The organism is Akkermansia muciniphila (assembly GCF_030848305.1).
Lineage (GTDB): Bacteria > Verrucomicrobiota > Verrucomicrobiia > Verrucomicrobiales > Akkermansiaceae > Akkermansia > Akkermansia muciniphila_A.
In genome coordinates, this window is the sequence record NZ_CP114598.1 from 1505577 (window position 1) to 1519785 (window position 14209).

The 14209-nt window shown below is 59.4% G+C and carries 7 protein-coding genes; all 7 read left to right on the forward strand.

The window, feature by feature from the left end; all coding sequences use genetic code 11:
* Positions 1 to 183: 183 nt before the first annotated feature.
* Positions 184 to 2742 carry a DNA topoisomerase (ATP-hydrolyzing) subunit B gene (gene gyrB, locus O4G22_RS06530; RefSeq protein WP_102731945.1) on the forward strand — a complete coding sequence of 853 codons (2559 nt, stop codon included), beginning with the start codon at positions 184 to 186 and terminating at the stop codon, positions 2740 to 2742.
* Positions 2743 to 2765: 23 nt separating this feature from the next.
* Positions 2766 to 5387 (forward strand): DNA gyrase subunit A, encoded by a 2622-nt coding sequence (gene gyrA / locus O4G22_RS06535; protein ID WP_306701306.1) that lies wholly within the window; start codon positions 2766 to 2768, stop codon positions 5385 to 5387.
* 59 nt (positions 5388 to 5446) lie between these two features.
* Positions 5447 to 6079 (forward strand): lactate utilization protein, encoded by a 633-nt coding sequence (locus O4G22_RS06540; protein ID WP_295979047.1) that lies wholly within the window; start codon positions 5447 to 5449, stop codon positions 6077 to 6079.
* A gap of 3 nt (positions 6080 to 6082) precedes the next feature.
* The gene (locus tag O4G22_RS06545; protein ID WP_306701307.1) at positions 6083 to 7354 is read left to right on the forward strand and encodes a peptidase U32 family protein; all 1272 of its coding nucleotides are present in this window, start codon (positions 6083 to 6085) and stop codon (positions 7352 to 7354) included.
* Between the two features lie 280 nt (positions 7355 to 7634).
* Complete coding sequence (locus O4G22_RS06550; RefSeq protein WP_306701308.1) at positions 7635 to 11180, forward strand: SUMF1/EgtB/PvdO family nonheme iron enzyme; 3546 nt, start codon at positions 7635 to 7637, stop codon at positions 11178 to 11180.
* 14 nt (positions 11181 to 11194) lie between these two features.
* Positions 11195 to 13057, forward strand: coding sequence for a PQQ-binding-like beta-propeller repeat protein (locus O4G22_RS06555; protein ID WP_306701309.1), 1863 nt, complete (start codon positions 11195 to 11197; stop codon positions 13055 to 13057).
* Between the two features lie 17 nt (positions 13058 to 13074).
* Positions 13075 to 14199, forward strand: a complete 1125-nt coding sequence (locus O4G22_RS06560) for a Rid family hydrolase (RefSeq protein WP_306701310.1) — start codon at positions 13075 to 13077, stop codon at positions 14197 to 14199.
* The last annotated feature ends 10 nt before the right edge of the window (positions 14200 to 14209 follow it).

Here is a 14209-nt window from a genome sequence, read left to right on the forward strand (position 1 = left end):
ACGCGCCAAATGTTCCCGGCCCCCTCTTCCGCTATTCGGAGCCGGAAAAAAACGGAACGCGAGTAACAGGGCCTTTTTTATGCGATTTCAGCGGAGTTTTGAACGGACAGGTCCTACGCGCGCGCACGCGTTTTATAATATTAGCCTTGCAAAAAATTAAGATAAGCGTAGTATATTTCGGTTATGTCCGAAGATACCAACGAGGTTGTTGAAACCACCGTTTCCACGACGGCGCAGCATGAATACGGCGCCGCGCAGATTGACAAACTGGAAGGCCTGGAGGCCGTGCGGAAGCGGCCCGGCATGTACATCGGGGACCCTGACGAACGGGGCTTGCACCATTGCGTATTTGAAGTGCTGGATAACTCCATTGACGAGCATCTGGCCGGCTATTGCAGCAAGATTGACATTGTCATTCATGTGGACGGTTCCATTTCCATCGTGGACAACGGACGCGGCATTCCGGTGGATATCCACCCGAAGTTCGGCATTCCCGCCGTGGAACTGGTTCTGACCAACCTGCACGCGGGCGGCAAATTCGGTCAGGGCGCGTACAAGTACTCCGGCGGTCTGCACGGTGTGGGCGCCAAATGCGTGAACGCCCTGTCCGACTGGTTCAAGGCGGAGGTGCGCCGGGACGGCAAGCGTTACCAGATCAAGTTTGAGCGAGGCAAGACGGTGGAACCCCTCCGTACCGTAGGTTCCTGTGCCTGTGAAGTCACGGGAACCACGATCACGTTTTTCCCGGACGCCACCATTTTCACGGATACCACGGAGTTCAAGTTTGACCGCCTGACGACGCGCCTGCGGGAACTGGCTTTCCTGAATCCCGGCCTGGTCATTGAACTGATTGACGAGCGTGAAGCTCCGGCGCGCCGGGAAACGTTCTTCTATAAGGACGGCATTGTGGAGTTCGTCCGCCAGCTGGGCACGAACAAGGAAGTGATCAACGAAGACCCCATTTCCATTTCCGGCGTCCGGAAGGTGGAAGTGGAGTACGACGGCAAGAAGATGGAGGACGATGTTCTGGTGGACGTAGTGTTCCAGTACAACAACACGTATGAAACGAACATCCTTTGCTTTGCCAACTCCATTTACAACGGGGACGGGGGAACACACCTTTCCGGTTTCCGCGGCGCCCTGACGCGCGTCATCAACGGTTACGCGAAGGCCAACGGCCTGCTGAAGGAAAAAGATCCCTCCCTGAGCGGCGAAGACGTTCGTGAAGGCCTGGTGGCGGTCATTTCCGTCAAGATGCCCAACCCGCGTTTCTCCTCCCAGACGAAGGACAAGCTGGTGAATACGGAGATTGAAGGCGTGGTGGGCAACGTCGTGTACGAGGAAATCAAGACGTACTTTGAAGAAAACCCGGCGATGGCCAAGAAGATCATCGAGAAGAGCATCACGGCCGCCCGTGCCCGGGAAGCCGCCCGCAAGGCGCGCGAAACAGTCCGCAAGAGCGCCCTCTCCATCGGCGGCCTGCCCGGCAAACTGGCAGACTGTTCCGACCGGGATCCCGCGAAGTGCGAGCTGTTCATTGTGGAAGGTGACTCCGCAGGCGGTTCCGCCAAGATGGGGCGCGACCGCCGCACGCAGGCTATCCTGCCCCTGCGCGGGAAAGTGCTGAACGTGGAAAAAGCCCGCCTGGACAAAGCCCTGGGAAGCAAGGAAATCCAGAACATGATTACGGCCATCGGCGCCGGAATCGGGGAAGGGGACGATGAAGCCTCCTTCAAACTGGACCGTGTGCGTTACCACAAAATCATCATCATGACTGATGCCGACGTGGACGGCGCCCACATCCGCACCCTCCTTCTCACTTTCTTCTGCCGCCACATGCCGCAGCTGGTGCGCGCCGGGTATCTGTACATCGCCCAGGCGCCCCTGTACCGCATCATCCGCAGGAAAAAGGAAGAGTACGTGCAGGATGACGTGGCCCTGAACCGCAAACTGATTGAACTGGCCGTTAATGACGTGACCCTGCGTTTCGCGGACGGTTCCCGTTCCTTCTCTCCCGAAGAGCTCTCCGCCATTCTGGAAACGCTGGTCAACCTCCAGCGTTATACGGAATCCATGCAGGCGCAGGGCGGTTCCCTGGAAGATCTGCTCAGCCACCGGGAGGCCAACGGGGAATTCCCGGAATTCCTGGTGAAGGTGCGCTGCGGCAATGAAGAGGAAATACTCTTCTTCCATGACATGGAGGCCCTGACTGCCTTTTCCGACGAAAACAGGGACCTTTTCATCTTCGGCATGCCCTCGGAAGAGGAGCTGCTGGAAAATCCGCTTCCGGAACGGGAGGGGCCCAGCCGCCGCTCCATCACCCATGAACTGCATGAAGCCAAAGCCATCACGCGGGCTCTGGCACGGCTGGCGGAACTGGGCATTCCGGGGAATATGATTGTCTCCATGGACACGCCCCTGTTTGAACTGGTGGAGGGCGAGGGGGACAAGGAAAAAGTGACCCCCCTGTTTTCCGTCATGGACATTCTGGAATCCGTCATCTCCATCGGCAAGCGCGGGGTGGAAATTACGCGATTCAAAGGGTTGGGTGAAATGGACGCCAAGGACCTGTTCAAGACGACGATGGACCCGGAACGGCGCGAGCTGCTCCGCGTCATCCTGAACGACGACAACGCCGTCAGGGCCGATGAAATGTTCACCATCCTGATGGGGGATGTGGTGGAGCCCCGCAAGAATTACATCGTGGACCATGCCCTCAATGTCCGCAACCTTGACATCTAACCCCCGCACTCTCTTTCAGCACCATGGAAAATAATAGAATCAAACCGGTGGATGTAGCCAACGAGCTCTCCACTTCTTTCCTGGACTACTCCATGTCCGTCATCATCTCCCGCGCCCTGCCGGACGTGAGAGACGGCCTCAAGCCTTCCCAGCGGCGCATCCTGTACGCCATGAAGGAACTCAATCTGTCCCCCGGGGGCAAGACCCGCAAATGCTCCAAAATCGTGGGCGACACGATGGGTAATTACCACCCCCACGGGGATGCCGCCATTTACGGCACCCTGGTGAACATGGCGCAGGACTGGTCCATGCGGGATATTCTCGTGATCGGCCAGGGCAACTTCGGCACGCCGGACGGAGACCCCCCCGCCGCCGCCCGATACACGGAAGCCAAGCTCTCCGGCATGGGCGTGGCCCTGATGGCGGATCTGGACAAGGACACCGTGGACTTTGTTCCCACATACGACAATGAACACACGGAACCTACCGTGTTCCCCTCCGCTTTCCCGAACCTGCTGGTGAACGGCGGCACGGGGATTGCCGTGGGGATGGCCACCAACATGCCTCCGCACAACCTGGGGGAAGTGGTGGACGGCATCTGCGCCGTGATTGACAATCCCCACATGACGGTGGATGAGCTGCGCCAGTACATCAAGGGGCCGGATTTTCCCACCGGAGGCGACGTGCTGGGCTTTTCAGGCATTGACAGCTACTTCCGCACCGGGCGCGGCTCCGTGCGCATCCGCGGCAAGATAGACATGGAAGTAACGGATTCCGGCAAGGACCTTCTCATCATCCGGGAAGTGCCGTTCGGCGTGAACCGCGCCGCCCTCCAGGAACGCATCGCGGAACTGTACAAGGATAAAATTCTGACGGACATTTCCGGCATCCGGGACCTTTCCGACGAGAAAACCTGCATTGAAATCGAGCTGAAGCGGGATGCCCGCCCGCAGGTGGTCATGAACCAGCTTTACAAGCTCACCTCTATGGAAACTTCCTTTGCGGTGAATATGCTGGCGATTCATGACAACCGCCCCAAGACGCTCGCCATGATGGACGCCATCAACTTCTACATCGAGCACCGCCGCGAGGTGGTCGTGCGCCGCACGCGCTACCTGCTGGGGGACGCGGAGAAGGATGCCGAGCGCCTGGAAGCCTTCCTGCTGGCCCTGCACCACATGGATGATTTCATTTCCATTATCCGGGATTCCAAAAACCGGGATGAAGCCCGTGAACGCCTGCAGAACTACACCTTCTCCACGCAGACGGCGGAAAGCCTGGGCATCCTGATCCGTTCCCAGGCCTCCATCCAGGGGGACCGCTATGTCTTTACGGAACGCCAGGTGAACTCCATCCTGGACCTGCGCCTGTACCAGCTGACCGCTTTGGAAAACGACAAGATTTCCGGGGAATACGCGGAACTGCTGGTCCGCATCAAGGACTACCTGGATATTCTGGCGAACGAATCCCGCGTGCTGGGCATCGTGAAGGACGAACTGAAGGCGATTAAGGACAGGTACGCCACGCCGCGCGTCACGCGCATTATTCCCTTCTCCGGGGATATGGCCATTGAGGATCTCATCCCGAATGACACGATGATCGTCACCATCACGCACAGCGGCTACATCAAGCGCACCAACTCCGCGGAATACCGCGTGCAGGCGCGCGGAGGCAAGGGCGTGAAGGCTGCCACTACCAGGGGGGCCAAAAAGGACGCGGAGGCGGACTTTATCGAACACCTGTTCGCCGCCCAGAACCACGACTACCTGATGTTCTTTACGAACACCGGACGCGTGTACGTGGACCGCGTGTATGAGATTGACGAGGCGGCGCGCAGCGCGCAGGGCCGCAATATCAAGAACCTGCTGGATCTCCAGCCGGAAGAAGCCATCGCTGCCATCCTGCGCCTGGAACGCCGGGTGGATGAAAAAGGCAATGACATTACCTTTGCAGAAGGCAGCGGCAATGTTGTTTTCGCCACGAAGGACGGCACGGTGAAGAAAACCAGCCTGAACGATTTCGCCAATTACCGCAAGGCCGGCATCATCGCCATTAATCTGGAGGAAGGCAACAGTCTGGTGAACGCGGAACTTACCAGCGGGGCCGATGAAATCGTTCTCGTCACGCATGACGGCATGAGCATCCGCTTCCCGGAAGAAGATCTGCGTACGCAGGGCCGCAACACCATCGGCGTCCGCGGCATCCGCCCGCGGGCGGGGGACTATGTAGTGGCCCTGGCCATTGTGGACCCGCAGAAAACCCTGCTGGTGGCTTCTGAAAACGGCCTCGGCAAGCGCACTTCCTTTGACGAATACCGCACGCAGGGCCGCGGCGGCACCGGCATCAAGACCATGAACTGCACGGACAAGACCGGCAAGGTGGTTTCCGCCACGGTCGTGTCCGACGAAGACGAGCTGATGCTGATGACCACGGCCGGACAATCCGTCCGCATTAAGGTGGCGACCGTGCGTGAAACGGGCCGCGCCACCCAGGGCGTGAAGCTCATGACGCTGAATGAGGGCGAATCCATTCAGGACATTTCCATCGTCATTCCCGATGATGAGGATGAAGAAGCCCCGGCGGAAACGGAAGACGCGGGAGCCGGGGAAGTGTCCGGTGAAATGGAAACTCCGGCGGAAGAATAATATTCAGGTTTTCCTGCTCCGGCGCCATGCCGGAGCAGGGGGCTTCATGGGCCGTTTTTATGGAAGACCCCCTTTCATTGGAGCAATGTGCCGGACGTCTGGAACGGCGCGGATTCCGGAGCTTTGTAGTGCCGGGCCTGAAGGAGGCTGCGGAGGTGATGCGCGGCCTGGTGCGGGAGTTCAGTCCGTCGTCCGCTTCCTATGGGGATTCCATGACCTTGAAGGCTGCGGGCATTCTTGATGACCTGCGCTCCAATCCGGACATTCAGTTTTATGACGGCTTTGTCCCGGGCATGGATCGGGAGGAAAAATGGGAGATCCGCCGCCGGGGCATGACGGCGGACCTGTTTTTAACCGGCGTTAATGCCGTCAGCATGGAAGGGACCCTGCACTGGGTGGACATGGTGGGCAACCGTGTGGCTCCGGTGGCATTCGGACCCCGGCATGTCATTCTGCTGGCCGGTTCCAACAAGCTGGTGGCCACGCCGGCAGAGGCCCGGGAACGCATCCGCCGCATTGCGCCCCTGAACGCCAGGCGGCATGAAGGGTTCAGGACCCCCTGCATGCACACCGGAATCTGCGCGGATTGCAATTCCCCGGACCGCCTGTGCAACATCCACATGTCTATCGTTAAATGCTTTCCCAAAGGAAGAATTTCCGTCATTCTGACGGAAGAACCCGGAGGACTTTGACTCATGCCTTTTCAAAACCGGATAGAAATCATGGCCCCGGCGGGGTCGTTTGAATCCCTGGCGGCCGCCTTGCAGGGCGGAGCGGACTCCGTGTACTTCGGCGTAGGCAAACTGAACATGCGTTCCCGCGCCACGGTCAATTTTTCGGAAGAAGATTTGCCGGAAATCGTCGCGCGCTGCCATGAGGCGGGCGCCAAAGCTTATCTGACGCTGAATATCATCGTGTACGATGAAGAGCTGGAAGCGGTGCATGCCCTGTGCTCCGCTGCCCGGAAGGCTGGTGTGGATGCCGTCATCGCTTCCGACCTGGCGGTGATTTCTTATGCGCGTTCCATTGGGCTGGAAGTCCATATGTCCGTGCAGGCCAATGTCTGCAACATGGCCTCCGTCAGATTTTACGCGCAGTACGCGGATGTGGTGGTGCTGGCCCGGGAACTTACCCTGGCGCAAATCAGGCACATTATTGAATCCATCCGGAAGGAGGGCGTGAAAGGCCCCTCCGGGGAGCTGCTGCGGGTGGAAATTTTCGCCCACGGGGCGTTATGCGTGGCCGTGTCCGGCAAATGCCACATGAGCCTGGCGGCCTACAACTCCTCCGCCAACCGGGGGGCCTGTTTCCAGAACTGCCGCCGCGCCTACCGCGTGACGGACGAGGAAACGGGCAATGAGCTGGTGATAGACAATAAATACGTGATGTCTCCCAAGGACCTGTGCACCATTCCGGTGCTGGACCAGCTTCTAGACGCGGGTGTCTCCGTACTGAAGCTGGAAGGGCGCGGACGTTCCTCGGATTACGTCAGGACGGTCACCTCCGTGTACCGGGAAGCCGCGCGGGCGTGCCAGGACGGAACCTTTTCCGCGGACAGGGCGGAAGCGTGGATGAAACGGCTGGAATCCGTTTTCAACCGGGGATTCTGGCAGGGCGGGTATTACCTGGGCGTGAAGTGGGGGGAATGGAGCGGTTCAGCCAACAGCCGCGCAGCCCTGTTGAAGATCCACATTGCCAGAGTAGAAAACTTCTATAAGAAGAACGGGGTGGCAGCCCTGTTCCTGGAAGCCGGCGGCTTGTCCGTGGGACAAACCATCCTTATAGCAGGTCCCACTACGGGAGCCGTCCGCATGGAAGTGGCCGCCATGCGGAAGGAGACGGCAGAGGGAATGGAATCCGTAGAAGCCGCTCAAAAGGGAGAAACCGTCTATCTGGCGGTTCCCGAACAGGTGCGCCGCCGGGACAAGGTGTATCTGCTGCGCCCCCGGATGCTGGAGGATGCCTGAATGCCCGGCTGACCCTTTTCTCTTCTGCCTGCCTTTTCCAAAAACCGGGAATCGACGGGCAGAATGATTTTAATTTTTCCGTTTCCTGCCCGGCTGGGCCGGCGGGGCGTCCGGCTTTAGCAGGGGCCTCTTGAAATTCACGGCGGATTTCCGGTTTGGATATCCGGCTTAATTAAGCTATCCGTTCATTATCTTTCGTTTGGGATAAAAATGTTGGAAAGTGATTTTCCAATTGAATGAAAAAGAATTTCCCTGGCGTATTATTTGAAAACCATACGCCATGCCTGCCTATATTTCCTTTCTACGCCTTTTTTCATGTTCCTGCGCCTTGCTGGGAGCAGGAATGCTCCATGCTTCCGGTTTGCAGCCCTGGCTGCGGGAGCTGGCCGTAATTCCGCCTGCGTTTTCCGTGAAAGAGAAGGATGCATGGATGCGGCAGGTGTGGACAAGGACGGCGGAGTATGCGGCTTCCCTTTCCGAGCCGGCTGCCGCCGACGATTGCGGGGATGCGATGGTTCTGCTGGTTCCCGTATTTCAGGCATGGCCGGACGGGAAGGCTGCCGGCTCCGCGCTGGCGGAAATTCTTTCCGTTCCGGCAGAGAGTATTGGAGCCGTTTCTTCCTGGGATGACCTGGTTAAGCATCAGGAAGCCATTCAGGAACGAGTCCGTTTCCTCAGGCTGAAGAAACTGGCGGCCTATTACGACTCTGCGGCCATCCGCCGCGCGGTGAAGCGAAACCGGGACAAGTACGGGGAACGGTACGCCGGAGCGGAAGGTTTCCTGGCGCGGCTGGATGAGTGGGAGAAGGAGCTGGGGCCTCTGGACCGGTGGGTGGAGCAGGCCGGGCCGGGACAGGCGGCCCGGCTGCGGGAGATGGTGGATCTGCGGAGAAAAGCCCTGATTGAAGCCCTGCCGGAACAGAACGGCCTGAAGGCATGGGTGAGCGTGCGGCGTTTCAATCCGTCCGGGAAAAGTTCTTTCAATCATGACCGTTCGGCGAACTGGCAGGGTATTTCCAGCATGCCGGGGACCGGACGCAAATACCGCAGCGGCATTGTGAAATTTAACGGGGTTTCCTCTTCTTCCCCTGTGGAGCAGCTGCTGGCGGACGACCGCTGGGTCGGGCATCTGGATATTGATTTTTCCGGGGAGAAGCTCATGTTCACCGGGAATGGATTCGGTAAGAAGGAAAACAGGCCCTGGGACGTGTTTGAGCTGGACTTGAAAACCGGGAAAAAGGAATCCCTTACCGCGCATATGCCGGCGGATACGGACAGCTATAATTCCTGCTACCTTCCGGACGGCCGGATTATTTTCGTCAATACTTCCGGCATGCAGGGGGTGCCCTGCGTGGCCGGGGTGGATTACGTGGGCAACCTCCACCTTTACGACCGGGAAAAGAAAACGACCCGCCGGCTTACCTTTGACCAGGACAATAACTGGTTCCCTACCATGCTGCCGGACGGCAGGGTGATGTTCCTGCGCTGGGAGTACACGGAAAGCGCCCACTATTTCAGCCGCGTGCTGATGCACATGAATCCGGACGGCAGCGACCAGAAGGAATACTATGGTTCCAACTCCTATTGGCCCAACAGCTTGTTCAACGCGCGGCCCCTCCCCGGCAGGCCGGGCATGTTTGCGGGCATTGTCAGCGGGCACCATGGAGTCAAGAGGCTGGGGGAACTGGTGCTTTTTGACGTGAACAGGGGACGCGCCGCCACGGAGGGTGCCGTTCAGAAGATTCCGGGGCATGGAAAGCCCGTGGAAAACGTGACCAAAGATCAGCTGGTGCAGGGATTGAAGACTCCTTATTTCGCAGAACCTTATCCGTTGAATGACGAGTGTTTCCTGGTCGTTTCCTCCCCTTCCGGCGACCAGGGCGTGACCAATGTGGTCTGGTGCGACATATACGATAACATCGTTCCTCTCACGGCCTCCTCCTACTTCGTCTATGCAGACCCCGCGCCCCTGGGGCCGCGCCAAAAACCGCCCGTGCTGCATGACCGGGTGAAGACGGAAAGCAAGACGGCTACGGTTTATATTTCCGACGTGTACCGGGGCCGCGCCATGGCCGGAGTGCCCAGAGGGGAAGCCAGGGCCCTGCGCGTGTTCATGTCCGAGTACAGCCCCCGCAATACGGGAAGCCACTATGCCATGGGCATGGAGAGCAATTGGGACTTGAAAGTGCTGTACGGCACCGTGCCCGTGAATCCTGACGGTTCCGCCATCTTCACGGCTCCCGCCTGCCAGCCTTTGACGCTTCAGGTGCTGGACGGGGAGGGGCGCGCCCTGGCGCTGATGCGGAGCTGGTTTACCGCCATGCCGGGGGAAACGCTCAGCTGCATCGGCTGCCATGAACGGCAGAACTGCGCTCCACCCGTCAGGGCGGTCATGGCCTCCCGCCAGAAACCCGCCTCTATCGTCCCGTGGTACGGCCCCGCGCGTACCTTCTCCTTCATGAATGAAGTGCAGCCCGTGCTGGACCGCCATTGCATACGCTGCCACACAGCGGAAGGCAAGGCCCGTGAAGGAGTGCCGGATTTCATGACATTGGAGGCCGTCAAGGGGGCGCCCGCCCCCGGCTCCGTCTCTTATTGGAACCTTCACCCCTATGTGCGCCGCAACGGCCCGGAGGGGAACTATCTGGGGCTGGCCCCCACGGAGTTTTTCGCGGATACGTCGGAGCTTTACCAGCTCCTTAAAAAAGGCCACCATGGCGTGGACATGCCGCAGGAGGACTGGAACCGCCTGGTCACGTGGATGGATATGAATGCCCCTTATCTGGGCGAATGGCCGGGAGAGCGCAATGAAGGGCTGCTGAAACGCCGTTATGACCTGCACGGCAGATTTTCAGGAGCGGAACGTAATTACGTGACGATGAAGGATTCCCTGTTCCGGAGAAGCGGCGGCGGTTCCATCCCTGACGCCGGGAAATCCATTACCCGCGCCGGAGAAAAGAGCGTTCCCGTTCCAGAACCGAGAAATGAAACGCTGACTGTGGATTTGGGGGACGGCGTGAACATGACGTTCCGCCGCATTCCCGCAGGGAAGTTCAGGATGGGGAATGAACGGGAAACACCGGCGGAACGTCCTGTTTCCACGGTGGGGATTGAAAGGCCGTTCTGGATGGGAGAGGCGGAAGTGACGCTGGAACAATACCGCCGCTTCGACCCGGAGTATGCTAACGGATGGTATGACATGCATTACAAGGATCAGGTGAAGCCCGGCTACGACATGGATGCCGATCCGCGTTTTCCCGTCATCCGGGTGCCTTGGGCCCGGGCCATGGAATTTTGCCGCTGGCTTTCCGGGAAAACCGGGAAAAAAGTGACCCTGCCTACGGAAGCGCAGTGGGAATACGCGGCCAGGGGGGGCGCGGATACGGATTTCTTCTTCGGGGAACGGGATGCGGATTTTTCCGCGTATGCCAACCTGGGGGACGTGACGCTGAAGGAGCTGGCCGTTTCCGGCGTGGATCCCAAGCCGATTAAAAATCCCAACCGTTTCTGGGACTTCGTGCCGAGGGATGAAACATACAATGACGGAAAGCTTCACCTGGCCCCCGTCAAGAGTTACAAGCCGAATGCCTACGGATTGTACGACATGATCGGCAATGCCGCGGAATGGACCCGTTCCGAATACAGGCCCTATCCCTGGAAGGAAGGGGACGGACGCAATGAAAGCCTGGATTCCCGTGTTCCCCGTGCGGTGCGCGGCGGTTCCTGGTATGACCGTCCCAGACGGGCCACATCCTCCTGGCGCTGGGGATATCCCGGCTGGCGTCCGGTGTACAACGTGGGGTTCCGGGTGATCATAGAAGACTGATTGTTGAAATTGCCATGAAACTGACAAAAATGTTCCGCGTCTCTGCGACTGTTCTTGGCTGTCTGCTGGTCCTCATTTCATGCAGGCAGGGGGAGGATGCCGCTTCCAGCCCTCTGGCTCCGGTGGATGTGAAGGTCGTTAATCACCTGGTTGCTGTGCTGGGGCATGAGAGCCGCGTGCTGGAACTGGTGGACCCTGCTTCCGGGGAAAAGGTGAAAAGCATCCGGCTGGCCCAGCCTCCCAACGGCATGGTCGTGGATGGCGCGACGGTTTATGTGGCGGAGGGGGGAGCGCGCGGAGTGGTGGAAGTAGTGGACCTGGAAAGCGGGGAATTGAAGCGTTCTTTTCCTGCCGGGCATACGCCCATGTCTCCTGTGCTGCGGGAAGGGAAGCTGTATGTGGCCTGCCGGTTTGATTCCCGCGTGCTGGAAATGGACGCCGCTGCCGGAACCGTGCTGAATTCCTGGAATGTCCCCCGTGAACCCGTAGTGCTGGCCGTTTCTCCGGACGGCAGGAAAATCTGGGCTGCCGGCCATTTGCCGGCCGGGGCTGCGGACGGGGATTTCACGGCTGCCGCGCTGACTCTGGTGGAAGACGGAAAAGCTGTCCATTTCCCGCTTTCCAACGGGACGCAGGGCGTGCGCGGCATGGCGATAAGCCCGGATGGACGCTATCTGGCCGTGGCGCATGTATTGAGCCGGTACCAGGTGCCCACCACGCAGCTGGACCGCGGCTGGATGAATACGAATGCCGTGACGGTTATCGATACGGACGAGCCGGACAAGCCTCATCCCGTTCTGCTGGATGATCCGGATGCGGGGGCGGCCAATCCGTGGGGCGTTTCTTTTTCCGAAGATGGCGGAAAACTGTTCGTGACGCATGCGGGGACGCATGAACTCTCCGTAATTGATTTCCCGGCCCTGCTGGAGCGCATGAAGCGGGAAGACCGGAGCAATGAGCCGGTTTCCGAAAGGCTTGGTTTCCTGCACGGTCTCCGCACCCGGATCGCTCTGCCCTTGAACGGCCCGCGCTCCGTGGCCTCCGATGGGAAAAACGTTTATGTGGCCGGATACTTTTCTGATTCTCTGGCAGAAATCTCCCTGAAGGATGCCTGCAAATCCAGGGCAATTCCCCTGAATGCCCCATTCCGGCCTTCCCGGGAAAAACTGGGGGAACAGTATTTTAATGACGCTTCCCATTGCTTCCAGGGGTGGCAGAGCTGCGCCACCTGCCACCCGGATGGCCGGGTGGACGGCCTGAACTGGGATCTGCTGAATGACGGCATGGGCAACCCGAAAAATACGCGCACCATGTTCCTTTCCCACCGGACGAGCCCGGTGATGACGCTGGGCGTCCGCGCCTCTGCGGAAGTGGCCGTGACGGCAGGCTTTGTGCATATCCAGTTTCTGGAACCTTCCGGTGAATTGGCGGAATGCGTGAATGCGTACCTGAAAAACATGAAGGAAGTTCCCAGCCCGTTCCTGGTGGCGCATACCCCTTCCAAACAGCAGACAGGGGGGGAGGGGTGCGCCCAGTGCCATGCTCCCGGCGTGGAAAGGGGCGCCTTGTCCGAATCTGCCCGGAGGGGCAGGGAAGTGTTTAAAACAGCCGGGTGCGTGCGGTGCCACCCCCATCCTTACTTCACTAACAAGGAACTGGTGGCCACGGGGACGACTACGGGGCTGGATGAAGGTAAAAGCGTTCTGGTGCCCTCCCTGGTGGAAGTGTGGCGGACCGCCCCTTACCTGCACGACGGCCGTGCGAAGACGATACGGGAAGCCATCACGACATGCAATCCGGGGGATCTCCGCGGGAAGACGAGTTCCCTGAATAACCGTGAACTGGAGGATTTGATCAATTACGTGCAGTCCCTGTAAAGGGGCGGGAGGTCATCATGACGGCGAATGTACCTGAACGACTGGAATGGTCCGGAAAAAACGGGGCGGAAGAACGCTTCTTCTGCATGACGGCGGAGCCGGGCGCGAGTTTTGAGGAAGAACTGCGTTCCCTGATGGCCAGGTACCGCAATCTGGGGGGCGGGGAAGAAGATGAATTCCTGCTGCGTTTCCATGTCAGCGACCCGGTGCGCCAGTCGGCTCCGCTGCGGCAGATAATAGGAGAACGGAATTCTTATGTTTCCATAGTTGGACAGCCCCCTGCGAACGGGGCCCGCGTGGCTCTGGAAGCCTGGCACATCGGCGGAATGCTGGGAAAAAGGCGTAGGGCGGAGCCGGGCGGAACAGTCGTGGAAGCCCTCCGCGCTCATTACCGTCTGTTCCTGGCGGGCAAGAGGGAATTTTCCTCCCCGGACAGCTGCGGCCAGATGCGGGAGGAATTCCGCTGGCTGGACCGGATTGCCGCCTTACAGGGGGGAGCCGTGCCGGATTTGATTCACCGCACCTGGATTTACTGCCGGGATATTGACAACAATTACCGGGGATTGGTGGAAGGCCGCAACGGATGCTTTGACCGTTACGGGCTGACGGCGGAGAGCCATTTCATCGCCAGTACCGGTATTGAAGGCTGTACGGAACTGCCGGGCCGCCTGCTGCATATGGACAGTCTGGGCATCGCGGGGCTGGAGCCCGGGCAGGTCCGGTACATGGAAGCGCCGGACTACCTGTCCCCCACGCATGTGTACCGGGTGGCCTTTGAGCGCGGCGTCCGTATTGTGTATGGGGACCGCTCCCATTATTTCCTTTCTGGCACCGCCAGTATTGACGCGGAGGGAAACATTGTCCATCCGGGGGACGTGGTGGGCCAGACGGCCCGCACCCTGGAAAATATGAGCGCCCTGATGGAAAGGAGCGGGGGAAGCCTGTCCGACCTGAAGCAGGCCGTAGTGTACCTGCGCGACTGGGCAGACCGGGAAACGGTTCGGAACCGGCTGATGGACTCTCCGTTGGCCGCAGTGCCGCATGTGATGCTGAAAGCCCCTGTCTGCCGCCCCGGCTGGCTGGTGGAAATAGACGGAATAGCCGTTAATGGAGCCGGAGAGTCCGCCTTTGCCCCCTTGTAAATCCTGCCGT